Source organism: Achromobacter spanius (genome assembly GCF_029637605.1).
Taxonomy (GTDB): Bacteria; Pseudomonadota; Gammaproteobacteria; order Burkholderiales; family Burkholderiaceae_B; genus Achromobacter; species Achromobacter spanius_E.
This window is the reverse complement of the sequence record NZ_CP121261.1, coordinates 943,778-969,238: the sequence shown is the minus strand read 5'-3', so window position 1 is coordinate 969,238 and position 25,461 is coordinate 943,778. Positions and strand designations below refer to the sequence as shown.

The window sequence follows — 25,461 nt, the reverse complement described above, 5'->3', positions numbered from 1 at the left end:
CGCGCGCTTATACTCGCCACCGCACAGAAACAACAGAACAACGCGACTTCCATGACTTCCTCCCTGAAGGCTTGCCCAACCCTACGCGCCACCGTTGCCGGCCTGCTTGCTGTGGTCGCGTTTGCCACCCTGGCCACGACGCCCGCCGCCGCTTCCGCTTCCGCCGCCTCCGCTTCCGACGCGCCCGGCCCGCTCTCCCGGCAGGCCGCGCCGGCCGTCGAGCCGCCCGACGCGCCCACGGTGATGGCCAGCATCTTTCAGATCGACGGCAAGGGCGAAACGACATACGAAGTCGAAAACGGCCGCATCGCCACGTACTGGTTCGGCCATGCCTACGAGTCCGAGGGCACGCGCTATTACACCGGCTTCGCGTGGCAGACCGCGCCCCGGTACGCCACGCCGGCCGACGCTGAAAGCCAGGAAGAGCCCGGTCCCGGCACGCGGGTCAACCTGGCCGAAGCCACGTTCGTGCTGGCCGACCCCGCCTCTGACAAACCCTGGAAATTCCGCGGCATGGAACCCACCATCGGGGAATTCGGCGCGTACGAGCGCGGCGAAGAGGTCGACACCCGCCGCAAGCCGCGGGAACACCGCACCCCGGCCGGCAAGCTCTTGTTGGCCGTGCCCACCACGAGCTTTGACAACGGCATCACCAGCGATGGCTACGCCCTGCTGGTTTTCAACCCCGAACGGCTGAAGAACGACATTGACGGCGATGTCTGGACCTATGTGGGCAGCTTGCTGACCGGCGAAGACAACAGCGCGGCCTGCGCCGACGGCGACGTGATGCCCTGCACGTCCAGCACGGGCGAGCTGGTCTTTTCCCAGGATGGCAGGCAGGACATGCCCACCGTGACCGTCAAACCCAGCGGCACCACGATTTCCGGACCGAACAAGACGCGCCAACTGGGCGCTGCTGACGTCACCGCCTATGCCTTTGATGCCGCCAGCAAAGCGTACGTCGCCAAATAGGCAGGACGTGGCCGCCTGCTCAACGCGCGACGACACGGCGAAGATAGCGCTTGCGTACAGCTGCTATTAAGCCCGTCTGCCTACAATTTCCTCCTTGATGTTGTCCCACTCTTCGGCTTGGACTCTCATGCGGCTTTTTGAGCAAACTCTGGTTCCCCCGCCTCGTGGCGGCATACGCATCGAGTCTCCCGACTCATCCGACTTTCATGACCCAAGCCAGGCCCTGCCAGAGCTGGACCAGTTCCTGACACAAGCCGGGCTTCGGCAGGCAGCCATCTGCTGCGGCCTGACCGGCGCCACGCCCGGGGCGCACGCCTGGCTGCACACCGCCTTTGCCCAGGCATTCCTGCCCGAACACGACACCACGGGCGTTGCGCAACGGCTGGGCCTGCGACCCGACACCGACACTGGCGACCTCGACCGCGAAATTCTGTTGGCCATGCTGGCCAGCCCGGTGGCATTCACGTTTCCCAACGTGGCGGAACTGGCATCGGCGGTGCGCATCCGGCGCTACATTGTGCAGGCCGCCCGCAAAACGGCGCTGGCGTTTGACACCGAGCATGCCGAACGGCCCGAGGATTTCTGGACCTACGATGAAGCGCGCGGCTTTACCATCCTGCCCGGCCGCTCGCTGATCGAAGGCTTGCGCAAGGCGACGCAACCCGAGGCGTCGGGGCAGTTGTATGCGTTCTCGTGCTACCGCGCGACGGAGTACGTGACGGTGCTGGGCATCGCGCAGGAACTGCAACACGCCAACCCCGAGCTGGGGCGCCGCCTGCAACGGCAATGGGAAACCCGCGCCGTCATGTCCGGACGCTTTCACGAAGCCTTCCTGCACGAATACGGTTCCCTGGACGCGCCCCTGCCCCAGCGCTTTTACGTGCCGGGCGACCGGCTGTGGTTCCGTAACCCCGACGCGGCCTCTTCCGACGTGGAAGGCTTTGAGGGATCGTGGGTGTTCTATCTGGGCAACGGCCAGTTCAACAATTTTTGGGAACATGGCGAACCCTACACGCTGACGTCCAAATGCGTGGAGATATTCCATTGGCGCCACGGCGTGCGCACCGACGCCACGGGCAAGCGCCATATGGACGAAGCCATCGTCCGCGAGCGCGTCCGGCAGACCTTGGCGGACCCCGCAGCCACCGAGGCCGTGCTTGCACGCATGACCCGTATCCGGGATCCGCAAGGGGTTTATGCCGAAGGCGGTTGCATCGATGCAACGCGCGAACGGGTGCGCTGGGTATGCCCCGGGCACTCGGATATGGTGCTGCCTGAATGCGCCGAGCCCGGCACGGAGTGGTCCGAGGCGGCCTGAACCGCGAGACCGCCTTGCAAGAACTCCCCGCCGCACGGCGGGAAAAAAATCAGACGACAGCAAAGCGAAAGTCTGGAAAAAATAAAAAGAGTTCTGTATTCTGAATTTCGCCGCCACCCGCGCTCTGCGGGCGCAGCCTATGTTCCATCAAGAATATTCAGGCTTAGTCCAACCCGAACCCAGCGACTTAGCTACCCGCGCGTGCAAGACACGTCAAGCAATCCCGAATAAGTACCGTCTTTATCAGTGCGATTGACCGTTCACGTTCAATGCCCGCGAGGGCAAGGAGGGGATGTCATGAATGCAAGACGATGGTGGGGAGCGGCCCTGTTAGCCGCTAGCGGACTTGCGGTGATGGGAGGCGCCTACGCGCAAACCCAAAGTGCCCCTTCCGGCACGCAGGCGCAGTCCTCGGGCAAGAAGCCGAACATCCTGGTGATTTTCGGCGATGACATCGGGCAGGCAAACATCAGCGCCTACACCCGGGGTGTCGTGGGATACCGCACACCGAATATTGACCGGATCGCCAACGAAGGCGCGATCTTCACCGACTACTACGCCGAAAACAGTTGCACGGCCGGACGCTCCACCTTCATCACCGGCCAATCCCCGCGCCGCACTGGTTTGTCCAAAGTAGGCATTCCCGGCGCCCCCGTGGGCTTGCAAGACCGTGACATCACCATCGCCCAAGCCCTGAAAAGCCACGGCTACAACACTGCCCAGTTCGGCAAGAACCACTTGGGCGACCGCGACGAATTCCTGCCCACCAAACACGGCTTTGACGTGTTCTTCGGCAATCTTTACCACCTGAACGCCGAAGAAGAGCCAGAACGCCCGTACTTCCCCAAGGACGCCAAGGACCCCATCGTCAAGGCCTATATGCCGCGTGGCGTGATCAAGGCGTCGGCCGACGGCAAGATCGAGGACACCGGCGCCCTGACCACCAAGCGCATGGAGACCATCGACGACGAAACGGTGGGCGCGGCGCTGGACTACCTGGACAAGCACGGCAAGGACGACAAGCCGTTCTTCCTGTGGATGAACTCCACGCGCATGCACTTGTTCACGCACATCCGGCCCGAACACCAGGGCAAGAGCGGCATGCCCGGCAACGCGTATGCCGACGGCATGTGGGAGCATGACCAGGACGTGGGCAAGCTCTTGAAAAAGCTGGATGACCTGGGCATCGCCAAGGACACCATCGTGATCTACACGACGGACAACGGGCCGAACCAGTTCTCGTGGCCGGATGCGGCGTCTACCCCCTTCCGCAGCGAAAAGGACACCAACTGGGAAGGCGCCTTCCGCGTGCCGGCCATGATCCGCTGGCCCGGCCATATCGAGCCGGGCACGGTCAGGAACGATATCGTGTCGGGCCTGGACTGGTTCCCCACCCTGCTCGCCGCGGCCGGCGATACCGACGTCAAAGAGCGCTTGCTCAAGGGCTGGAAGCCCAGCGGCGCCACGCGCGACTACAAGGTGCACCTGGACGGCTACAACCAGCTTGACTACCTGACCGGCAAGAGCGACAAGGGCGCCCGCCAGGACTTCTACTACTTCAACGACGATGGCTTGCTGGTCGCCATGCGGTTCGAGAACTGGAAGGTGGTGTTCTGCGAACAGAAGGCGCCAGGCGGTTTCGCCGTGTGGAAAGAGCCTTTCGTGTGCTTGCGCGTGCCCAAGGTGTTCAACCTGCGCATGGACCCGTACGAACGCGCCGACATCGTGTCGGACCAGTACAACGACTGGATCACCAAGAACGCCTATCTGGCTTTCATCGGTTCGGCCAAGGCGTCCGAGTTCCTGGAAACGTTCATCGAATGGCCGCCCAGCCAGAATCCGCCCAGCTTCAGTACCGACCAGGTGCAGGAAGAGGTGGACGCGAAGATCAAGCAGTACTTCGAGGACATGGCCAAGAAGGGGCAAAAGCCCGGCGCTTGATCGGGCGATAGGCAGGTGACAGGCGGGAACGCGGCAATACGCCGCGTTCCCGTCCTGTGCGTATCGCAACCGTTCGGCACACCTTCCCTATCCGGCGTTGCGACCGCTGGTCAAAACGGCTCATCGACATGGCGACAAACAGGAAAGTGAGCTTGCTGGCCGTGCTGATTGCGCTGGCCGTGCTTAGCGTGGCGATCGGGTTCGCCAATGCGCTGTACGCGGGCTATCAGGTGCAAAAGGCCCAGGCGGTGCGCAATACGCTGGAAGCCAATCGGGCCTACGCCCAGAAGCTTTCCGAAGTCATCACGCTGTACATCGCGGCGGTGCATCGCCAGCTTGATGCCAGCGCGGCACGGTTTTCCGGCGAGCCACTGCCTGAAGCGGCGCTGGCCTCCGAACTGTCGCGCCTGGCGGCAAGAATCGAGGGCGTGTCCACCGTGTTGCTGGCCGACCGCCAAGGCGCCATCACAGCCCGGGCGTCCGACACCCCCCAGGCGCTGGGCGCCATTCCGACGTTGACTGCCTTGCGTGTGGCCGAACGCCGCATCGGCGAATGGGTCCGCCCCTGCTGCCAGCCCGACGGGGCGCCCGCCACCTTGACGCTGGTGAACCCGCTGCCCGACGGCGCGCTTGCCGCCGTGGTGCTGCTGGAACGCGGCAGCCAGATCGACAAGCTGATCGGCGAACATCCCTATGCCGACGGCACCATCGTCTATCTGGTGAACCAAGACGGCCAGGCGCTGTACCGGCACGGCGCCAGCGGCGCGTCGGCCGGCGGACCCGACGTGGCATCGGACGGCCTGCCAACGATGGCCGGCCCCGGGTCGGCCCAGGTGCAAGACGCCGCGGGCCACGTCATGCTGACCGGCTACGCGCCGTTGGGCAAAGGCCACTGGGCGGTGGTCGTGCAGCGTCCGCTGGACCATGCGCTGTCGCCCTTGAACGCACTGCTGCGCGAAGCAGTGCTATTCGCCATCCCCGCCGTGCTGCTGACCTTGATGCTGGTCAGCGCCCTGGCCTACGCCATCGCCCGCCCCCTTGCCCGGCTGACACACGCCTTGGCCAACCCGGACGCGGCAAGCCCCCAGGGGCAGCAGGCCAGTGCATTGCGCACCTGGTACGTGGAAGCGGACGAGCTGCGCGAGGCTTTGGCAACCCGGCTGGCGCGGCACCATCAAGAAGTCGGCCGGCTGAACGTCGAATCCCTGACCGATCCGATGACCGGCCTGATGAACCGCCGCGCCATGCGCCAGCGGCTGGATGAACTGGTGGCCTCCAACACGGCGTTCGCCGTGATCGCGCTGGACGTGGACCACTTCAAGCACATCAATGACACGCATGGACATCCGGTGGGCGACCAGGTGCTGATTGCCCTGGCGCAGACGCTGGGCCGTAGCGTGCGTCAGCAAGACCGGCCCTTTCGGGTGGGCGGCGAGGAATTCGTGGTGATCGTCCCGGCCGCGTCCGATACGGCGGCGCTTGCCACGGCCGAACGCATTCGCGCGGGCGTTGCGCAGACCGCCATGCCGGCCGGCGTGGGCCAGGTCACCGTGTCGGTCGGGGTGGCGCTGTGGCCGCAAGACGCCACCTTGCCGCAGGCCGTGGTCAAAGGCGCCGACCTGGCGCTCTACGCCTCCAAACAACACGGACGCAACCGCGTCACCCGGTGGAACAAGCAAGTCCTGACAACCCAGCCCGAAGGCAAGGTGGCAACGTGAGCTACTCATCGATTCTGGCGCTGTGCGCCGCCGCGTTCTTTTTGCTTTTACTTGGCGCGATCCGATTCGGACGCTACCTCGGCAAGCGCCAGCAAGCCGACGAAAAGGGCCGCGCGGGCTCGGCGGCCATCGAGGCCTCGGTCTTCGCCCTGTTGGGTTTGCTGATCGCCTTTACGTTTTCGGGCGCCGCGCAGCGCATGGCCGAGCGGCGCAACCTGCTGGTGCAGGAAGTGAATTCCATCGGCACCGCCTGGTTGCGCATCGACATGCTGAATGTGGCCGACCAGCCCGCGCTGCGCGATCAATTTCGGCTGTACGTGGACGAGCGCATCAACTACTACCGCAACGTGGCCGACCTGGAGCAGCGCGATGCGATCGCGGCAAAGGCCTCGGCCCTGCAAAACGAGATATGGAAGGGGTCGATGCTGGCGGCCAGGAATGCCGTGCCGCCCTTCGCGACGTCGTACATCGGCGCCGTGAACGACATGTTCGACGTGTCCACCGCACAGATGGTTGCGCAAAAAGTGCACCCGCCGGCCATGACCTACGTGTTCCTGTGCTTCCTGGCATTGGTCTGCGCCTGCCTGATCGGCCTGAACCTGGCCACCGCGCAGCGCGACACGCTGTTCCACCAGATCATCTATGCGCTGGTGATGACGGTGGCGCTGTACATCATCATCGACTTCGAGTTTCCGCGTATCGGCGCCATCCGCATCGACCAGAGCGATACGCTGCTGATGGCACAGCGGGAAGCGATGGGCGCGCCCTCAGGAGCCCTGAAATGACAGCGGCCACGCGCGCCACAGCACGGGTGTCGGCCTGTGTCGTCACCGCGCTGGCGTGCGCCGCCGGGCCGGACGCCAGCGCGCAAACGCTGCGACTCAGCAAGGACGATCTGCAAAAGCGCGCCAACGGCGTGCTGGCGCTGATGTCGTTTTCCATCGTGCCCGACATCACGACCAGCTCACTGAACATCGGCAGTGGTGGCGGCTCCACCTCGGGGTCCACGGAATTCTTCATGACGCAGTTGGGCGGCGGCGACACCATTTCGGATTCGGTGCCCATCTACCTGGAAGGCGTACTGGCCGGCAGCCGCTACGACCCCACCTTCGTGGCCACCCAGGGCGCCGAAAACCGCAGCATCCCCACCAAATGGAACAGTCTGTCGGCCACCGGCGGCATCGGCTGGGACTTCAAGCTGACCGACGAACTGAAGCTGCGCCCCATCTTCAACGTGGCGCTGGGCAACGTCACCAGCGACCTGCGCGCCGCCAGCTGGTATGTTGGGCGGCAAACCGGCACCGACGTTGACTTCCTGGACCGCGGGTCCTTGAACGCCTACGGCCTGGGTGGATCGCTGATGCTCGACTACGAGCACTACCGGCCCGGCTACGAAGTGGACGTGGAGCTGCGCTATTCAGATATCCGCCTGAAGAGCTTCTCCAGCTCGGCCGCCGTACAGGGCAACGCCACCGCGCAATCGGCCAACTTGTGGGCGCGCTACCGGGCGCCCACGGGCATCGTGCTGCTGCAACGGCCGCTGCGCTATGTGCTGGAACTGACGCATTCCGAATTCCTGGGCGACCAGCGTGGAGTGCTGGGCTTTGACCGCCTGACCTCCGTGGGAGCGGGCCTGGAACTGGACTCCAGCGCCTACGACGTCATCATCACGCGCACGCGGCTGGTGGGCCGGTATGTGTTCGGCACCAATGTGTCGGGGTTCTCAGTGGGGCTGGCGGTCAGCTTCTGAAGGGGTTCAAACAGGCGGCGCTGCACTGCGCGCGGCCAGGGCCTGCGCCAGGCTCAGCGCGCGGGCCAGGAACGCCGACCCGTCGTCCTTGCGGTAGCTGGCAATCACCGGCGACACAAACCCATCGCCCTCGATCGGCACATGCGCCACGTCCTGACGCTGCAAGCGCTGCACGGATGCCGGCACCACCGACACGCCCAAGCCCGCCGCGACCAGGCCAATCGCCGTCTGCAATTCATTGGCTTCTTGCACCACTTGCAGCGAATGACCCGCCGCGCGGAACAACCCCAGCACGTGGTCCGCGAAGTTGGGCCGGGGCCGCGCCGGATACAGCACAAAAGGTTCTTGCGCCAGGCGTTCCACCGACACGCTGGCCGCGCCCGCCAAAGGGTGATGCAAGGGCACGGCGGCCACCAGGGCTTCCGTCATCAACACCTGCCGTTCAATGGCCGGGTCGTCCAGCAGGATCCGGCCGATGCCCAGGTCGATGCGCCCGGCCTTCAGCGCCTCCAGCTGCGGCAGGGTCGTCATTTCCATCAGCCCCACTTCTACCTGAGGGTCGGCGCTGCGCAGTTGCCGAATCAGTTCCGGCACGAATCCATACAGCGTCGACGGCACGAACCCGATGCCAAACCAGCGGCGCTGGGTCTGCCCCAGCCTGCGCGTGCCTTCCAGCACCTCTTCCAGCCGCGCCGTCAGCAAGCGCGACTGCTCCAACAAAAAGCGCCCGGCCTCGGTCAGGCGCAGCGCGCGCGTGGTGCGCTCAAACAGCAACACGCCCAGCTCGTCCTCAAGCTGGCGTATCTGGCGGCTGAGCGGGGGCTGGGCGATGTGCAGGCGGACGGCGGCGCGCGTGAAACTGCCCTCTTCCGCCACGGCCTGGAAATACCGCAGGTGCCGAAGTTCCATGGTTGACCTAGACCTTAAAGGTATTAATGGAAACCCATATAGTCTTGGACGCAATGGGAAAGCGCAAGCCATACTGCGATCAATCGCTTAACCCTTGGCATTAAAAGTATGAATCCGGTCAGCATTCTCTCGGTCCAGGCCATTCTGGTGGACCTGCCCACCATCCGCGCCCATCAACTGGCCATGGCGGTCATGCAGCGCCAGACGCTGGTGATTGTGCGGCTGACTTGCAGCGACGGCATCGAAGGCATCGGCGAGGCCACCACCATCGGCGGCCTGTCCTACGGAGAAGAAAGCCCCGAGGGCATCAAGCTGGCCATCGATACCTATCTGGCGCCCGCGCTGGCGGGCGGCGACGCCACCAACATCCACGCCGCCATGCAGCGGCTGGAGAAGGTGGCGCGCGGCAATCGCTTTGCCAAGTCGGCACTGGAAACCGCGCTGCTGGACGCGCAAGGAAAACGGCTGAACGTGCCGGTGTCCACCCTGCTGGGCGGCGCGGTGCGCAAGCGCATGCCCGTGCTGTGGACCCTGGCCAGCGGCGACACCGCGCGCGATATCGAAGAAGCCGAGTCGCTGCTGCAAAGCCGCCGCCACAACACCTTCAAGCTGAAAGTGGGACGCCGCGCCGTGTCGGAAGACGTGGCGCATGTGTCGCGCATCAAGCAGGCGCTGGGCGACCGCGCCCGCGTCACGGTGGATGTGAACCAGGCCTGGAACGAAGCCGATGCGGCCGGCGCCATTGCCCGGCTGGAAGCTGCCGGGGTGGACCTGATCGAACAACCCATTCCGCGCGCCAACCTGGCCGGCATGGCGCGGCTGGCGGCACGCTTCGTGGTGCCCATCATGGCGGACGAAGCCGTCAATGGCCCGGAAGATGCGCTGGACATCGCGCGCCAGGGCGCGGCCGATGTGCTGGCCTTGAAGATCGCCAAGTCCGGCGGCCTGTATGAAATGCTGCGCACCGCGGCCGTGGGCGACGCAGCCGGCATGTCGCTGTATGGCGGCACCATGCTGGAAGGCTCGGTGGGGTCGGTGGCTTCCGCCCACGGCTTTGCCTGCCTGCCGCGCCTGTCGTGGGGCACGGAACTGTTCGGCCCCCTGCTGCTGAAAGACGACATCGTGGCGAACCCGCCGCGCTACGCCGACTTTGAACTGGAACTGCCCGACGGCCCCGGCTTGGGGCTGACGCTGGACGAAGACAAACTGAATTTCTATCGCCGCGACCGCTGAGCGATCACGCGGACAACGCTCTTTTTTTTACCCGGCAAGACGGGCCCGCGCCGCCAAGAGCGCGCCCACCAACCATCAAGCACCACGGAGACAACCATGCGCCTGCGCCATGTGATCAAACCCTTTGCCCGCGCCATCCTGGCCCTGTCGCTGCTGGGCGGCGCGTCCGCCGCGCTGGCCGACAGCTACCCCGACCGCCCGGTCAAGTGGGTGGTTCCCTTCCCGCCCGGCGGCGCCATGGACAGCATTGCCCGCACGCTGAGCGAATCAATGGGCAAACAGCTCAACACCACGTTCATCGTGGAAAACCGCGCGGGCGCGGGCGGCAACATCGGCGCGGCCGGCGTGGCGCGTTCCAAGCCTGACGGCTACACCATCCTGATCGTGGCCAACGGCATGGCCGTCAACCCGGCCTTGTACACCGACCTGAACTACGACCCCATCAAGGACTTCGCCCCGATCTCGCTGCTGGCCGTGGTGCCCAACGTGCTGGTCACCAACCCCGAGCGCACTGGCGCCACCAGCGTGGCGGATGTCATTGCCAAGGCCAAGGCCCAGCCCAATCACTACACCTACGCCTCGGCGGGGGTCGGCACGTCCATCCACCTTGCCGGCGAATTGTTCGTGTCGATGACCGGCGTCGAGATGCTGCACGTGCCCTACAAGGGCAGCGGCCCCGCCGTGGCCGACCTCTTGGGCGGACAGGTGGACTACATGTTCGACAGCATCACGTCGGCCAAGCCGCACATCGCCACCGGCAAACTGCGCGCCTTGGGCGTGACCACCGCCAAGCGCTCCGCCGCCCTGCCGGATGTGCCGACCATGCAGGAAGCCGGCGTGGCGGGCTATGAACTGATGCCCTGGTTCGCCGCCTTCGCCCCCGCCGGCACGCCGCCGGAAGTGGTGGCCAAGCTGAACGAAGCCATGCGCGTTGCTTTGGCCGAACCCAAGGTCCGGGCCACGCTGGATTCCATCGGTGCGGAATCCATCGGCAGCGCGCCCGACGAGCTGCGCGATCACCTGGCCAAGGAAACCGCCCAGTGGAAGACGCTGGTGAAGGAACGGAACATCAAGGTCAACTAAGACCTGGCTCCCAGGTAAAAACGCCCACGTCGCACTTGCGTGCACGTGGGCGTTTTGCCGTTCTTGAGCAGACGTTATTCCACCGTTGGTCATGCCACCGTGGATTACTCCACCGTTGCCCCGGACTTCTTCACCACTTCCGCCCAACGCGGAATTTCGGTGGCCATCAGCGCGCGCAGTTGGTCGGGCGTGCTGCCCACGAGCTCCATGCCCATGGTCTTGCCCAGCTTTTCCTGCACATCAGGTTCTTTCAGGATGATGGCGATCTCGGCCGCAAGCTTGTCCAGGATAGGCTTGGGCGTGCCCTTGGGCGCGTAGACGGCCTGCCAGGACGCCATCTGGAAGCCCGGCACGCCGGCTTCCTGCATGGTGGGCACATCGGGCGCCAGCGCGATGCGGTCCTTGGTGGTGACGGCCAGCAGTTTCAGCTTGCCGGTTTGCAGCAGCGGCAGCGCGGCCGTCATCTGGTCGAACATGAAGGTCACCGAGCCGGACGACACATCCACCATGGCGGGCGGCGTGCCCTTGTACGGCACGTGCGTGAGCGGCACGCCGATCATGCTGGAAAACAATTCACCGGCCAGGTGCGTGGACGTGCCCGCGCCGGACGAGGCGAAGGTGCGCTTGTTCGGGTCGCGCTTGAGCAGCGCGATCAAATCCGCCACCGAATTCACGCCCAGGTTCGGGTCCACCAGCAGCACGTTGGGCAGGTAGGCAATCAGCGACACCGGCTCGAAGTCCTTGACCGGGTCGTACTTCAGGTTCTTGTACAGGCTGGCATTGATGGCGTGCGTGCTGATGGTGCCGCCAAACAGCGTGTAGCCGTCGGGCGCGGCCTTGGCCACGTAGGTGGCGCCGATGCCGCCGGCCGCGCCGGGCTTGTTTTCAACGATGACGTTCTGGTGCAGGCGGTCAGCCAGCTTCTGGGCCAGCACACGGCCGACCACGTCGGTGGAACCGCCCACAGTGAACGGCACCACATAGGAAATGGGCTTTTGCGCGGGCCAGTCGGCGGCGCTGGCGGGCATGGCCAGCGCGCACAGGGTAGCGGCCAGCAGCGCGCCCAACGCGCTGCGTCGTTGCGTATTCATGGATTGTCTCCTGCCTTGATTTATTGACTTATTGGTATGGATCGCCGGCCGGGCGGCCGGCGGCAAAGCTCAACGGCCTTGTTCTTTGCGCCAGGCGGCGAATTTGTCTTGGGTGCCCGGGTCGGTGGGCGGGTACAGGCCCAGGATGGACGCGCCCTGCTGCACCTGGCTGGTCACGAAGTCTTCGAACGCGGTCATCTCTACCGCTTCGATCGAGATCTCGTCGGCCAGATGCGCCGGAATCACCACCACGCCTTCACGATCGCCCACGACGATGTCGCCGGGCCACACCGCCACGTCGCCGCAGCCGATGGGTTCGTTGATGTCCAGCGCCTGATGCAGCGTCAGGTTGGTGGGGGCCGACGGACGCTGGTGATAGGCAGCGAAACCCAGTTCGGCGATTTCCGGGGAATCGCGAAAGCCGCCGTCGGTGACCACGCCCGCCACACCGCGCTTCATCAGGCGCGTGATCAGGATGGAACCGGCGGACGCGGCGCGCGCGTCCTTGCGGCTGTCCATGACCAATACGGCGCCTTCCGGGCAGGTCTCGACCGCCACGCGCTGCGGGTGCGAGCGGTCTTCAAACACCTTGATGGTGTTCAGGTCTTCGCGGGCCGGGATGTAGCGCAGGGTGAACGCCGGGCCGACCATATTGGGCAGGTTGGCGTTCAGCGGACGCACGTCCTGGATGAACTGGTTGCGCAGGCCGCGCTTGAACAAGGCGGTGCACAGGGTGGCCGTGCTGATGCCGGACAGGCGGGCACGGGTTTCGGGATTCATTTGGGACACGATGGCTCCGGGCATTAGGCAAGAAATAGGCAACAAGCGGGCAACAAGCGGACAAAAAGCGGGCAAGAAGCCGGCTAGAAACCGGCAACAGGCAACGCGCAATAAGAAACCAGGCTTAGAAAATCTCGGGTTCAGGCACGGGCGCGCCGAACTCGGTTTCCAGGAAATCGAAATCGCAGCCGTCGTTGGCTTGCAGGATGTGCTTGGAATACATCCAGCCGTAGCCACGCTCGTAGCGCTTGGGCGGCGGCGTCCAGGCGGCGCGGCGCGCGGCCAGTTCTTCGTCGCTGATGTTCAGGTGGATGCTGCGGGCCGGCACGTCGACCGTGATCAGGTCGCCCGTCTTGACGAAGGCCAGCGGCCCGCCCACATACGATTCGGGCGCGGCATGCAGAATGCAGGCGCCGTAACTCGTGCCGCTCATGCGGGCGTCCGACAGGCGCAGCATGTCGCGCACGCCCTGCTTCACCAGCTTGGTGGGAATGGGCAGCATGCCCCATTCCGGCATGCCGGGGCCGCCTTGCGGGCCGGCGTTGCGCAGGATCATGATGTGTTCCGGCGTCACGTCCAGGTTTTCGTCGTCTACCGCGGCCTTCATGCTGGGGTAGTCGTCGAACACCAGCGCCGGCCCGGTGTGCTGCAAGAACTGCGGCGCGCAGGCGCTGGGTTTGATGACGCAGCCGTCGGGCGCGATATTGCCGCGCAGCACGGCCAGCGCGCCTTCGTCGTAGATGGCGGTGTCCAGCTTGCGGATCACGTCGTCGTTATAGACCTCGGCGCCGGCGATGTTTTCGCCCAGCGTCTTGCCGGTCACGGTCATGGCCGACAGGTCCAGGTGGCCTTCCAGGCGCGACATCAGCGCCGGCAAGCCGCCCGCGTAATAGAAGTCTTCCATCAGGTAGGTGTCGCCGCTGGGGCGGATGTTGGCAATGACCGGCACCTTGCGGCTGGCGGCATCAAAATCTTCCAGGCCCACGGCGTGGCCGGCGCGGCGCGACATGGCCACCAGGTGAATGATGGCGTTGGTGGAACAGCCCATGGCCATGGCCACGTTGATGGCGTTCTTGAACGAAGCCATGCTCAGGATGCGCTGGGGAGTCAGGTCGTCCCAGACCATGTCCACCACGCGGCGGCCGCATTCGGCGGACATGCGCATGTGGCCGACGTCGGCGGCCGGAATCGAGGACGCGCCCGGCAGCGTCATGCCGATGGATTCGGCGATGGCGGTCATGGTGCTGGCCGTGCCCATCGTCATGCAGGTGCCGTAGCTGCGGGCAATGCCCCCTTCCACTTCGGTCCATTGTTCCTGGGTGATCTTGCCGGCGCGGCGCTCGTCCCAGAGCTTCCACGCATCAGAGCCCGAGCCCAGGATCTTGCCCTTCCAGTTACCGCGCAGCATGGGGCCGGCGGGCACGTACACGCACGGCAGCCCGGCGCTGATGGCGCCCATGAGCAGGCCCGGCGTGGTCTTGTCGCAACCGCCCATCAGCACCGCGCCATCCACCGGATGGCTGCGCAGCAGCTCTTCGGTTTCCATGGCCAGGAAGTTGCGATAGAGCATGGTGGTGGGCTTCACGAACGATTCCGACACCGAAATCGCCGGCAGCTCCACCGGAAACCCGCCCGCCTGAAATACGCCGCGCTTCACGTCTTCCACGCGCTGCTTGAAGTGGCTGTGACAGGGGTTCAGGTCGGACCAGGTGTTGATGATGGCGATGATCGGCCGGCCGACCCAGTCATCCGGGGCATAGCCCATTTGCATCATGCGGGACCGATGGCCGAACGAACGCAGGTCGTCCTTGGCCATCCAGGCGGCGCTGCGCAGACTTTCGTAGGTACGTTTCATAGGGGGTATGGGGGAATTGGGAGCAATGACAGGGTGGAATGGAGCCATTTAAACACTAATACATTAGTGCGTCAGCTAGGTGAAAACCCGCTACACTGCGGGCTTTCCTACCGTACTCCCGTCAGGCCCCCTGATGCAAAGCCCCAAGCTCAGACTGGACCGCTCGCGCCACGCCGCGCCCCAGGTCTTCGAACATCTACGCGAACAGATCGTGTCGCTGGAACTTGCGCCCGGCGCCCCGCTGTCGCGCGTGACGCTGGCTGAAAGCTATGGCCTGAGCCAAACCCCCATCCGCGATGCGTTGATGCGGCTGGCCGAAGAGGCGCTGGTCGAGATCTACCCGCAGCACACCACGGTGGTCAGCCGCATCGACATTCCCGCCGCGCGCCAGGCGCACTTCCTTCGGCAATCGCTGGAACTGGAAATCGTGCACCTGCTGGCGCAGCAGTCCGACGCGGCCTTGCACAAGCGCCTGCAAACCAGCATCGACCTGCAACGCATCAGCCACGCCAATGGCGAATACCAGCAGTTCATTGACGCCGACCAGGCCTTTCACCGCGACATGCACATTGCCGCGGGCGTGACGAGCCTATGGGAGCTTGAGCAGCGCTACAGCGGCCATCTGGACCGCCTGCGCCGGCTGCACCTGCCCGAAGCCGGCAAGGCCGAACGCATCATGGACGACCATCAACGCTTGCTGGATGCGATCCGGGCGCAGGAACCCGCGCGAGCGCAACAGGTGCTGCGCGAACATCTGTCCGGCACCCTGAGCCAGGTGGCCGAGATCTGCAAACGCTATCCCGACTACGTGCTGGCCGCCTGACGACGCTGGCGCCGACGTTTACCCTTGCGCCGGTGTTGATGCGCCGAAGATGTCTTCCTGCGCCGCCTTGCTAAGCGCAATGATGGCCGGGTGCTGCAACTGCCGTTCGGTGGTCAGCGCGTAAAGCTGTTCCTTGACCGCACGGGCGCTGCCAATGGACCGCACCCGATACTGTTTGACCAGAAAGGCGGCCGTGGCGGTCGGCGCGGCGAACAGGCCCACGCCGGTTTGGCCAAACGCATTCAGCAAGGCGCTGTCATCGAATTCGCCCACGATGCGCGGGCGGATATTGTGTTCGTCAAACCATTGCAGCAGCCGCAGGCGAATCGCCGCGTCTTCGCCCGGCAACAGGAAAGGCGCCTGATCCAGCATCTTGGGAAAGCGGCCCGGCAACTGTTCCAGCAAGGCGGGCGCGCCAAAAAACGTCAGGCTGCTTTCGCCCAGCAAGTGGCTAAAGCCGCGCACGTTCAAATGACTGGGCATCGGGCGGTCAGCAATCACCATGTCGTAGCGGTGCACCGCCAGGTCCGCCAGCAAAAAGGCCAGCCGCCCTTCACGGCAGATCAGCCGCACGTTCTCTTCCAGCTGCAACACCGGCTCGATCATCCGGTACACCAGCGATTTGGGTACGCCTTCAGCAATGCCCAGCCTGAAATCCAGGGTTTGCCGCGCGGGGCGGTTACGCAGATCGTCCAGCAGTTCATCGCCCAGGGTGAAGATGCGGTCCGCGTATTGCAGCGTCCGGCGACCGATGTCCGTCAGTTCCAACCCCCGCCCCACTCGCCTGAACAGCGCCGAGCCCAGCGCGTCTTCCAGGTCTTGCAACTGGCCGCTGATGGATTGCGCCGTGCGCTGCAATTGCTGTGCCGCGCGGGCAATGCTGCCGGCCTTGGCGACCACCCAGAAATAGCGCAGATGCTTGTAGTTGAGAGTGACCATGGCGATCATTCCAAAAAATCTGACTATGGGTTCATGTTATGCGAATTGTCCGAAGAATAGAGGCGCTCTAGACTGGCCTCGTATTGGTGTTTGAGCAGACGGTCCTCGTATTTGTGGAGGCGACGGATGAGCCAGGTAGAAACATTTGCCACCCTGCCGATGTGGGTCGGGTTCATCGTTTTCGTGGTGGCCGTACTGGCGCTGGATCTGTATGCGCTGGGCGGACGCCAGGCGCACCGCGTGTCGTCTCGGGAAGCGCTGTGCTGGGTGCTTGCCTGGTCGTCACTGGCAACGCTGTTCGGCCTGCTGATGTGGTGGTGGCTGGACGCCAACATGAGCCGCGCGGTGGCCAATCAAAAGACGCTGGAGTTCTTCACCGGCTATCTCATCGAACTGTCCCTGTCCGCGGACAACATGTTCGTGTTTTCCCTGATCTTCACCTACTTCGCGGTGCCCGCCGAATTGCAGCGGCGGGTGCTGCTGTACGGCGTGATGGGCGCCATCTTCATGCGCATCGGGATGATACTGGCGGGCGTATGGCTGCTGACCCAGTTCGTGTGGATGTTCTATGTGCTGGGCGCCTTCCTGGTGCTGAGCGGCGCCAGGATGCTGGCCGTGGCGGGCCGGCAGCCCGATATCGCGCAGAACCCCATGGTGCGGTTCATGCGGGCAACCATGCGGATCACCAAGGACTATCACGGCCAGGCCTTCTTCGTGCGGATAGACGGGCTGCGCTACGCGACCCCCATGTTCGTGGTGCTGCTGATGATCGAAGCGACGGACGTGGTCTTCGCGGTGGACAGCATTCCCGCCATCTTCGCGATCACCACCGACCCCTTTATCGTTTTCACATCAAACATCTTCGCCATCATGGGCTTGCGGGCGCTGTACTTCCTGCTGGCCGACATGGTGGACCGCTTCCATTATCTGAAGTACGGCTTGGCTGTCGTACTGATGATCATCGGCGCCAAGATGCTGGCGGCACAGTGGATGCACGTGCCGGTGCATTGGTCGCTAGGCATTATCGGGCTGGTCCTGGCGGCCTCGATTGGCGCCAGCCTGGCCCGGCCAAAGCGGAAGGCCACCGCCGCCCGCAACGACGTGAAGAAGCCCCAAACCGGAGAGCAGCCATGAACACGATCATTCTTGCCACCGACGGATCGACGTATAGCGATGAGGCGGCCCGCTACCTGGTCGCCACCCCATTGCTGAACCGCGATTTCATCGTGCATGTGGTGCATTGCGAGCCCGAGGTCCGGGGGGATGTCGTGTCATTCGTCGGCAAGGACGAAGTCGATGCCTGGCACCACGAAGAAAGCGACAAGGCGATGCGCTCGGTGGTGGACATCCTGCGCCACGGCAACGTGAACTACGAATGCCACGAGATGACCGGCTTCACGCCCGGGAAAATCGTCGACTACGCGACGCGCGTCAAGGCCAACGCCATCGTGCTGGGCTCACATCACCGCAGTCCCTTGATGAATGCGTTGATGGGGTCCGTCAGCAGCCGGATCATCGCGCACGCGCCCTGCCCGGTGCTGGTGGTCTGACGCGGGCAACATGGCGGCAGCCGCTGGCGCGTGATGCAGGTGCTTGATACAGGTGCTGCGTGCAGGTGCTTCGTGCAGGCGTTTCAGGTTTACGCGTCACGTTGAAGCATGCTGACCGCGCTTCAATCCAGCGGATACCGCCGAATCACCGTCTTGCCGTCGCGCTCGGCCAGCGACAGCAGCGCGTCGCCCGTGGCGTCCAGGCCCAGCAGGCCGATCTCCACGTCCTGCGGGATCTGGAACGGGCGCCAGGTCTTGCCCTGGTCGCGTGTATAGAAATAGGTCTTGGTGTATTCGTTGAACGAAAACAGATGGTCGGCGTAGGTCTTGATGACCCAGGCATTCGGGCCGAACCAGGCATCGTCTATCCAGCTGGGCTTGCCTTGCACCATGGGCGAGGCCGCGCGCCGGTGCCAGCTGGGTTCGGCCTTGTCCAGTTCGTAGATGGCGTCGCCCCAGGTCTCGAACACCGCCTGGTCGCGCGTGACATTGGCCTCGGCCGCCTGTGCCGGCACAGGCGGCACGTCCTGCGCAATGCGAAACGCGGGCGATGCCCCGTTTTGCAGGTCGACTTCAAAACGCCGCGTTTCCAACACCTGGTTCTTGGCCGAGGCATCCAGGCTGATCCGCGTGCGCCAGCTCCATCCCACCGCACGGTGCTCGTCCAGCGGATAGAGCGACCAGTCGTAAGCCAGTTGGTCTTCCGCGCCCGCGCCGCCTTCCCTGGCCAGGCGGTCGCGAAAGCCGCGCTCGAACGCCACCCCGTCCGGCCAGACCTGCTCGTCCAGCAAGGTGGCGGACCAATGGCGGGCGCCGTCCTGGCTGACCATCAAGCGCTGGCGCCCGTCATGACGTTGCAGGGCAATCACGCGGTCCGACGTCAGGAATACCGTGTGCCGCAGCGGCAGGCCCAGCACCACGTCCGGCGCCAGCGCCCAGGTCTTGCCAAAGTCGTTGGATCGTAATATTTCCCAGTTGCCGGCCAGCCCGTCCGGGCCGGCAAGGCGTTCAGCGGCGGTCACCAGGTACAGCTCGTGCCCTTGCGGCGACCCGATCAGGCTGACGCCCGCATCCCCGCTGATCGAGCCCAGCAGGTTGAACGCGCCCGTGCCGTGGCCGCCGTAGATCAGGTTGCGCGTGTCGGCCACCAGCCAGGGGTTGGGCTGGCGTGTGCTGAAAGCGGGCACCAGCGCGTCCAGCATGGGTGCCGCATCCAGCGCCGCCATGTCCTGCGCGGACACCAGGCGCTGCCCGATCAGCAGTTGCCGTTCGCCGTAGCGTTGCAGCGCCACCCGGGACGACGAGGCCAGCGCCGGTCCATTGAGTTCGCCGATGATTTCGCTGCGCGCCAGCGGCTGACCCAGCGGAACCAGTTGGTGGATGCCATACCCGATCACCCCCGCGACGGCAATCGCAACACCGCTGGCAAGCAGTCTAAGGTTCATGGAGGCAGGGCTTCTGATGCGCGTACACCCGCCATTTGGCCGGTATCTTTTAAAGGGAATGGGCGAAACTATAGCGTGTTGCCTGACGTTCTCTATACTGGCGTGACATCCTCTTACGCTGCACCGGCCGCCCACGGAATCCCGACATGATCGCAAGGCATGCACCGCTTTTCATCGCCCTGGCTCTGCTGGGAGCCGCCGTCTGGGTACCCATGGCGCGCGCCGCCGCCCCCGCAGTCTTATGGACGCCGCTAGACCCGCAGGCCATGCCCGGCGTGTTCTACGACAGCGCGTCGGTTACGCGCGTGTCCGACAAGCCTGCTGTCATGGCCGTGACGGTCGCATGGTTTTATGCGCAACAGCGCGTGTCGGAAACCACTGGCCAGACGTACCGGTCGGTGGCGCAGCTCATCACCTTGAACTGCACCACCGACACCTATACGGTTACCGAAACCCGGCACTACGCCGGCAGCGACGCCACCGGCGCGGTAGTCGAATCGATTCCGGTGGCGGACATCCACAATGCCCCCGTGGCGCGTGACCCCGTCCAGCGCTCCTTGCGCGCCATGGTCTGCCCCAAGGCGGGCAGGAACGGGAGCAAATAGGGCTGCGTTCAGACTTGCGCCAGTGCCTGCTCCAGATCAGCGATCAGGTCGTCAATGTGCTCAATGCCAATCGACAAGCGCACGGTTTCTTCGCGCACGCCGGCCTTTTGCAGCTCTTCCGGATTCAGTTGGCGGTGCGTGGTGGACGCCGGGTGCGTCGCCAGGGACTTGGAATCTCCGATGTTGACCAGGCGCGTGAACAGTTGCAGCGCGTCCTGGAAGCGCGCACCGGCATCGCGGCCGCCCTTCACGCCAAAGGTGAACAAGCCCGGCACCTTGCCACCCAGGTATTTCTGCGCCAGGGCGTGGTCGGGGTGATCCGGCAGGCCCGCGTAGTTGACCCATTCCACCTTCGGGTGTTCGCGCAGGAAGTTCGCGACCTTCACCGCGTTTTCAACAATGCGGTCCACGCGCAACGCCAGCGTTTCGATGCCCTGCAGAATCTGGAACGAATTGAACGGTGAAATCGCAGCCCCCGTATTGCGCAGCGGCACGACGCGCGCGCGGCCAATGTAGGCGGCCGCGCCAAAGGCTTCCGTGTAGACCACGCCGTGGTAGCTGACGTCCGGTTCGTTCAGGCGCTTGAAGCGGGCCTTGTGCTCGGCCCACGGGAACTTGCCCGAATCAATAATGGCGCCGCCCAGGCTGGTGCCGTGTCCACCCAGGTACTTGGTTAGCGACTGCACCACGATGTCGGCGCCATGCTCGATGGGGCGCAGCAGGTACGGCGACGGCACGGTGTTGTCCACGATCAGCGGCAGGCCGTGGCGGTGCGCCAGGTCGGCCAGCGCGGCGATGTCCGTGATGTTGCCCAACGGGTTGCCGACCGATTCCGCGAAGATGGCCTTGGTGCGCTCATCGATCTGCGCTTCGAAGGCGGCCAGGTCGCTGGGGTTGGCAAAGCGCGTGGTGATGCCGTATTGCGGAAGCGTATGCGCGAACAGGTTGTAGGTGCCGCCGTACAGCGTGCTGGACGACACGATGTTGTCGCCCGCTTCGGCGATGGTCATGATGGCGTAGGTGACGGCCGACTGGCCCGAGGCCAGCGCCAGCGCCGCAATGCCGCCTTCCAGGGCCGCCACGCGCTGCTCCAGCACGTCGGTCGTGGGGTTCATGATGCGCGTGTAGATGTTGCCGGGCACCTTCAGGTCGAACAGGTCGGCGCCATGCTGCGTATCGTCGAAAGCGTAGGCCACGGTCTGGTAGATGGGCACCGCCACGGCGCGCGTCGTCGGATCCGGGCGGTAGCCGCCATGCACGGCCACGGTTTCCAAACGCCAATTGGGTTTCTTCGGTTCAGTCATTTGTCTCTCCAGGAAGTGTCGTGATGGCGGGGTTGGTGTGGATCACCTGCCCCGCCTGTTTTTGAATTCAAAGGTTCAACCCGCGCGCGAATCCAGCGGCGTGCGGTTCAAGAAACGATCAAAGGCGCTGAGATAGGCCACTTCCACCGCCGTCAGCTTGCGCTGCTTATGCCAGGTCAGGAACACATCGATCTCGGCAACCGACTCAGCCGGCGGCAGCCGGCGCAGGTCGCCGCCCATGACGTCCTGGCGGATCAGGTGTTCCGGCAAAAAGCTCAAGCCGATGCCCGCCACCACCATGCGGCGAATCTCTTCAATATTTGGCGACGTGCCCACGATGCGCCCCGTAAACCCCTGCTGATCGCGAAAGATCGTCAAGGGCGACAGCGTATCGCCAATCTGGTCGCTGGCAAAGCATACGAAGTTCTGGTCCATCAGGTCTTCAAGACTGACGCGCGGCTTGGAAAACAGCGGGTGATGGCGGCCGCAGACGACCGCGTAGCGGTGTCGCAGAAACAGCCGGCGCTCCAGCGCATCGACCGGATGGCGGCACAGGCAGATGCCCAAGGCGGGCACGCGCTTGGCCAGCGCGTCCAGGATGGCGGCGCTGGGCAGCACGTCTACATGGAATTCAATCTTGGGGTAGCGCCGATGGAACTGCGCCAGAAAGTCGTCGTAAGCCGGGCTTTGCACCTTGCTCATCACCAGCAACCGCAAGGTGCCGGCGATTTCGGCCCGGTCCTGGGTGGCGGCGTTTTCAATGCGCGCCATCGTGCCGTACATGTCGCGGGCGATGGCGTAGATTTCATCGCCCAGGCCCGTCAGGCGGAATTCGCCGTTGCGCCGGTGCAGCAGCAAGCCCCCCACTGCGTCTTCAAGGCGCTTCAGCGCCTGGCTCACCGCCGGCTGGCTCAGATGCAGCGCCTGCGCCGCGCGGCCCACGCCGCGCTCTTGCACAACGAACATGAACGTGCGCAGCAGGTTCCAGTCCATGCGTTCGGGGGCAAGCGGCAGCGACGGCGGAGTGCGGACAGGCGTTTGGGGCATGGCGTGGCGGACGGGGTCGAAAAAAAGGCCGGGTGGAATCCACGCCGGCCCGGCCGATGCCCGACGGTTCAAACGCCGGCCAGCCCCGCGAAGAAGCGCGACGCGTTGGATTCCAATCCGTCGATATAGTAGCCGCCTTCCTGCACGATCAGCGTCGGCAGGCGCAGGCCGCCCACCTCGCGGCCCAGGCGCTCGAAACCGTCTTCGGTCACGCTGACCATGGCTTGCGGGTCCTTCTCGAAAATATCGAATCCCAGGGACAGCACCAGCGCATCGGGCTGGAACAGTTCAATGGCGCGGCGCGCTTGCGCCAGACGGTCAAAGAACACGGATTCAGGCGATCCATGCGGCATGGGCAGGTTGATGTTGTAGCCGTAGCCCTCGCCCGCGCCGCGCTCGTCTTCGAACCCGGCAACCACCGGGTAGAAGTTCTCGGGGTCGCCGTGGATCGACACGTAAAGCACGTCGCTGCGTTCGTAGAAGATTTCCTGAATGCCCTGGCCGTGGTGCATGTCGGTGTCCAGGATGGCCACGCGCGGAAACTTGGACGTGAGCCGCTGCGCGGCGATGGCGGCGTTGTTCAGGTAGCAGAACCCACCGGCCGCGTCGCGCCGCGCGTGGTGGCCGGGCGGGCGGCAGATGGCGTAGGCGTGTTGATCGCCGGCCAGCAAGGCGTCGGCGCCCGACACCGCGCACTGCGCCGACCAATAAGCCGATTGCCAGGTTTGCGGGCCGACCGGGCAACTGCCGTCGGCCAGATAACGCCCCGCCTTGGCCAGCACGCCGCGCAAGGCGTTGGGTTCGCGCACGAAGACGTTCGACACCACTTCGCCGCCCCAATCGCCCGGCAGCTTCATCCAGTCTTCATGGGCGCTTTGCAGAAAGCGCAGGTAATCCAGGCTGTGCACGGCCGAAATGGCGCCCGCGCCTTTGTCTTCTGGCGCCTGCACGTCAAAGCCCAGCTTGCGGGCCGCCTGCACCAAGCCATCCAGACGCGCCGGCACTTCCTGTGGCGTGCGCATCTTGCCGCGTGAAAAATAGGTCTGCGGATGATGCAGCTTCTGCTCGTCGTGAAAAAAAGCCTTCATGCTTGCTGATCCTTCAGGTGAAATTGCTCGGTGCGCTGGCCGACATTGCCCAGCAGCAAAACAGAAACCAGGGAAAGCAAAGAAATCGCCGAGAACAGCAGCGCCAACGGCCACCACTGCCCCTTGAAATTCTCGGCCAGCACCGTGCCCAGCAAGGGCGTCAGGCCGCCGAAGATGGCGCCCGACAACTGGTAGGCCATCGAGATGCCGGTGTAGCGGATGCTGGTCGGGAAACTATCGCTGACATAGCCCGCGATGACCGCGTAGTAGGCGCCCATGAAGAGTACCGCCACGCCGACCCCCAGCGTAATACTGGTAAGCGAGCCCTGGTCGACCAGGTTGAACATGGCGTAGGGCGTGAAGATCGACACGAAGGCCATGACGCCCAGAAAGCGCAGGTTGCCCACGCGGCTGGCGATGTAGGCCGACAGCGGCGTAATGAAAAACTGCATGATGGACACGAGCAACAGGCAGTCCAGGATCACCGACCGGTCCAGGCCCACGTACTGCGTGGTGTAGGCAATCATGAAGGTATTGGTGAAATAGAAGCCGGCAATGCCCAGCACGTTGGCGCCGACCGCCAGCGCCAGCAAGCCCGGCGCGCCGCGCAGCACCTGGGCCAGCGGGGTCTGGGCGGGCTTATGGGCGGGCTTATGGGGCCGCGACGCGGTGGCCGATTTGGCGCGCGTGGCTTGCGCCGCCTGCTCGGCCACGAAGTCGGGCGATTCGTTGACGCTCAGGCGGATCACGAAACCCACCGCCAACAACACGGCCGAAAACAGGAACGGCACGCGCCAGCCCCAGCTCAGAAAGGCCTCGTCGTCCAGGCCCGTCACCAGCTTGAACATCAGCATCGACAGGATCAAACCCGCCGGGCTGCCCAGTTGCGCGAAGGACGCAAAGAATGTGCGCTTGGCTTTGTCCGGCGAATGTTCGCCCGCCATCAGCACCGCCCCGCCCCATTCGCCACCCACCGCGATGCCTTGCACGAGGCGCAGCACAATCAACAGCACGGGCGCCCAGACGCCAATGGAATCATGCGTGGGCAGCAGGCCGATCAGCACGGTGACGGTGCCCATCATCACCAAGGTGATCACCAGCGATTTCTTGCGGCCGATCTTGTCGCCGATGTGGCCGAATATCGCGCCGCCCAGGGGCCGCGCAAAAAAGCCCACCGCAAACGTGCCGAAGGCGGCAAGTGTTCCGTAAAAGCCCGTGGCCGACGGAAAGAACAACTTGCCGAACACCAGCGCGGCCGCGGTGGCGTAAATGTAGAAGTCGTACCACTCGATCATGGTGCCGACGAAGGCTGCGCTGGACGCACGCACCGGCTGGTGCCCCGTCGCGGGTTTTCCCCTCATGCTTGTCTCTCTTAAGGTGGTTGAGGCTAGTCAGCCAGTGGTTATAGCCCCGGCCCCACCATAAGAAAAATTCTTATTTCTTATCTTTCAGATTACCTTGCCTAATGAGGGGAAAACCCTTAGTCAGGCTTACTGCATGATGGTCTGGCCGTCCGGCGCCACCTTGCGCACCACGTATCCCATCGGCACCCAGCGGTTCTTGCTGGCCACCATCGATACGGTCTCGGTGGCCGGCATGTTGCGGAACTGCGTGCTGAAAATCACGTTCACATATTGCCCACGCGGCAGGTCCGCGGGGTCCGACACGCGCACCACCTGCAACCATTCGCGCCCGGCGTTGCGGCCCACCTCGGCGCGTACCTGGCCCAGATAGTCCGACCAGCCCTGCTTGTCGATGCGCTGTTTCATGATGTCGCTGCTGGCGCCCCACATCTTGTCCGTGGAACCGGAATCCCACATCGACGCCCATTGCTTGGCCGCCGACACGGCGCTGTCCAGCGACGGGTCCGCCAGGGCAGGCGCGGCAAACAGCATGGCGCCGCACAAGAGGCCGGCGCGCGCGCCGCGGGAGATAAGAGTCGTGTGTTGCATAAGTCCTCGCTATGTATAGGTAGCACTGCAAGTAGCACTGCAAAAAAGCACTGCGGAG

At 64.4% G+C, this 25,461-nt stretch carries 23 protein-coding genes; 12 read left to right on the top strand and 11 right to left on the bottom strand.

What is annotated here, in order from left to right:
* The first annotated feature begins 51 nt into the window (after positions 1-51).
* The 6 genes from P8T11_RS04295 to P8T11_RS04270 all read left to right on the top strand — a co-directional run bounded on the left by P8T11_RS04295 (position 52) and on the right by P8T11_RS04270 (position 7,699).
* A complete protein-coding gene (locus tag P8T11_RS04295; RefSeq protein WP_268078107.1) occupies positions 52-972 on the top strand; it encodes a hypothetical protein in 921 nt (306 codons plus the stop codon).
* 127 nt (positions 973-1,099) lie between these two features.
* Positions 1,100-2,290, top strand: a complete 1,191-nt coding sequence (locus P8T11_RS04290; RefSeq protein ID WP_268078108.1) for a hypothetical protein — start codon at positions 1,100-1,102, stop codon at positions 2,288-2,290.
* Positions 2,291-2,587: 297 nt separating this feature from the next.
* On the top strand, positions 2,588-4,231 hold the full coding sequence (locus P8T11_RS04285; RefSeq protein WP_268078109.1) for an arylsulfatase: 1,644 nt from the start codon (positions 2,588-2,590) through the stop codon (positions 4,229-4,231).
* 146 nt (positions 4,232-4,377) lie between these two features.
* The gene (locus tag P8T11_RS04280; RefSeq protein ID WP_268078110.1) at positions 4,378-5,949 is read left to right on the top strand and encodes a GGDEF domain-containing protein; all 1,572 of its coding nucleotides are present in this window, start codon (positions 4,378-4,380) and stop codon (positions 5,947-5,949) included.
* Positions 5,946-6,734, top strand: coding sequence for a hypothetical protein (locus P8T11_RS04275; RefSeq protein WP_268078111.1), 789 nt, complete (start codon positions 5,946-5,948; stop codon positions 6,732-6,734). The genes P8T11_RS04280 and P8T11_RS04275 overlap by 4 nt, the downstream gene beginning before the upstream one ends.
* On the top strand, positions 6,731-7,699 hold the full coding sequence (locus P8T11_RS04270; protein WP_268078113.1) for a hypothetical protein: 969 nt from the start codon (positions 6,731-6,733) through the stop codon (positions 7,697-7,699). The genes P8T11_RS04275 and P8T11_RS04270 overlap by 4 nt, the downstream gene beginning before the upstream one ends.
* Before the next feature lie 6 nt (positions 7,700-7,705).
* Here P8T11_RS04270 and P8T11_RS04265 read toward each other — a convergent pair whose 3' ends face one another.
* Positions 7,706-8,608 carry a LysR family transcriptional regulator gene (locus P8T11_RS04265; protein WP_268078114.1) on the bottom strand — a complete coding sequence of 301 codons (903 nt, stop codon included), beginning with the start codon at positions 8,606-8,608 and terminating at the stop codon, positions 7,706-7,708.
* Between the two features lie 108 nt (positions 8,609-8,716).
* Here P8T11_RS04265 and P8T11_RS04260 point away from each other — a divergent pair, with 108 nt between their 5' ends.
* Complete coding sequence (locus tag P8T11_RS04260; RefSeq protein WP_268078115.1) at positions 8,717-9,841, top strand: muconate/chloromuconate family cycloisomerase; 1,125 nt, start codon at positions 8,717-8,719, stop codon at positions 9,839-9,841.
* Between the two features lie 96 nt (positions 9,842-9,937).
* Positions 9,938-10,924 (top strand): Bug family tripartite tricarboxylate transporter substrate binding protein, encoded by a 987-nt coding sequence (locus tag P8T11_RS04255; protein WP_268078116.1) that lies wholly within the window; start codon positions 9,938-9,940, stop codon positions 10,922-10,924.
* A gap of 104 nt (positions 10,925-11,028) precedes the next feature.
* Here P8T11_RS04255 and P8T11_RS04250 read toward each other — a convergent pair whose 3' ends face one another.
* The 3 genes from P8T11_RS04250 to araD all read right to left on the bottom strand — a co-directional run bounded on the left by P8T11_RS04250 (position 11,029) and on the right by araD (position 14,650).
* Positions 11,029-12,015, bottom strand: coding sequence for a Bug family tripartite tricarboxylate transporter substrate binding protein (locus tag P8T11_RS04250; protein WP_268078117.1), 987 nt, complete (start codon positions 12,013-12,015; stop codon positions 11,029-11,031).
* A 69-nt stretch (positions 12,016-12,084) separates the two neighbouring features.
* Complete coding sequence (locus tag P8T11_RS04245) at positions 12,085-12,795, bottom strand: ribonuclease activity regulator RraA (protein WP_268082451.1); 711 nt, start codon at positions 12,793-12,795, stop codon at positions 12,085-12,087.
* A 124-nt stretch (positions 12,796-12,919) separates the two neighbouring features.
* The gene (gene araD, locus P8T11_RS04240; RefSeq protein ID WP_268078118.1) at positions 12,920-14,650 is read right to left on the bottom strand and encodes an L-arabinonate dehydratase; all 1,731 of its coding nucleotides are present in this window, start codon (positions 14,648-14,650) and stop codon (positions 12,920-12,922) included.
* Positions 14,651-14,783: 133 nt separating this feature from the next.
* Here araD and P8T11_RS04235 point away from each other — a divergent pair, with 133 nt between their 5' ends.
* Positions 14,784-15,473 carry a GntR family transcriptional regulator gene (locus P8T11_RS04235; RefSeq protein ID WP_100855577.1) on the top strand — a complete coding sequence of 230 codons (690 nt, stop codon included), beginning with the start codon at positions 14,784-14,786 and terminating at the stop codon, positions 15,471-15,473.
* Positions 15,474-15,491: 18 nt separating this feature from the next.
* Here the strand turns inward: P8T11_RS04235 and nhaR are convergent, their stop codons facing one another.
* On the bottom strand, positions 15,492-16,412 hold the full coding sequence (nhaR, locus tag P8T11_RS04230) for a transcriptional activator NhaR (protein WP_268078119.1): 921 nt from the start codon (positions 16,410-16,412) through the stop codon (positions 15,492-15,494).
* A gap of 126 nt (positions 16,413-16,538) precedes the next feature.
* Here nhaR and P8T11_RS04225 point away from each other — a divergent pair, with 126 nt between their 5' ends.
* Both P8T11_RS04225 and P8T11_RS04220 read left to right on the top strand, forming a co-directional pair.
* A complete protein-coding gene (locus P8T11_RS04225) occupies positions 16,539-17,546 on the top strand; it encodes a TerC family protein (protein WP_268078120.1) in 1,008 nt (335 codons plus the stop codon).
* Entirely contained in the window at positions 17,543-17,962 is a 420-nt protein-coding gene (locus tag P8T11_RS04220) for a universal stress protein (RefSeq protein ID WP_268078121.1), read from the top strand. The genes P8T11_RS04225 and P8T11_RS04220 overlap by 4 nt, the downstream gene beginning before the upstream one ends.
* 122 nt (positions 17,963-18,084) lie before the next feature.
* Here P8T11_RS04220 and P8T11_RS04215 read toward each other — a convergent pair whose 3' ends face one another.
* Positions 18,085-19,407: a hypothetical protein gene (locus P8T11_RS04215; protein ID WP_268078122.1), complete on the bottom strand. Its 1,323-nt coding sequence runs from the start codon at positions 19,405-19,407 to the stop codon at positions 18,085-18,087.
* 146 nt (positions 19,408-19,553) lie between these two features.
* On the opposite strand from P8T11_RS04215, the gene P8T11_RS04210 reads away from it, so the two are divergent.
* Positions 19,554-20,012, top strand: coding sequence for a surface-adhesin E family protein (locus P8T11_RS04210; protein WP_268078123.1), 459 nt, complete (start codon positions 19,554-19,556; stop codon positions 20,010-20,012).
* 8 nt (positions 20,013-20,020) lie between these two features.
* Here the strand turns inward: P8T11_RS04210 and P8T11_RS04205 are convergent, their stop codons facing one another.
* The 5 genes from P8T11_RS04205 to P8T11_RS04185 form a co-directional block, all read right to left on the bottom strand.
* Entirely contained in the window at positions 20,021-21,316 is a 1,296-nt protein-coding gene (locus tag P8T11_RS04205; protein ID WP_268078124.1) for an O-acetylhomoserine aminocarboxypropyltransferase/cysteine synthase family protein, read from the bottom strand.
* Between the two features lie 75 nt (positions 21,317-21,391).
* Positions 21,392-22,363 carry a LysR family transcriptional regulator gene (locus P8T11_RS04200; protein WP_268078125.1) on the bottom strand — a complete coding sequence of 324 codons (972 nt, stop codon included), beginning with the start codon at positions 22,361-22,363 and terminating at the stop codon, positions 21,392-21,394.
* A gap of 68 nt (positions 22,364-22,431) precedes the next feature.
* Complete coding sequence (locus P8T11_RS04195; RefSeq protein WP_268078126.1) at positions 22,432-23,451, bottom strand: histone deacetylase family protein; 1,020 nt, start codon at positions 23,449-23,451, stop codon at positions 22,432-22,434.
* Positions 23,448-24,812 (bottom strand): MFS transporter, encoded by a 1,365-nt coding sequence (locus tag P8T11_RS04190; RefSeq protein WP_268078127.1) that lies wholly within the window; start codon positions 24,810-24,812, stop codon positions 23,448-23,450. Before P8T11_RS04190 ends, P8T11_RS04195 begins: the two co-directional genes overlap by 4 nt.
* Positions 24,813-24,941: 129 nt before the next feature.
* Positions 24,942-25,403 carry a DUF4019 domain-containing protein gene (locus tag P8T11_RS04185; RefSeq protein WP_268078128.1) on the bottom strand — a complete coding sequence of 154 codons (462 nt, stop codon included), beginning with the start codon at positions 25,401-25,403 and terminating at the stop codon, positions 24,942-24,944.
* Positions 25,404-25,461: the final 58 nt, after the last annotated feature.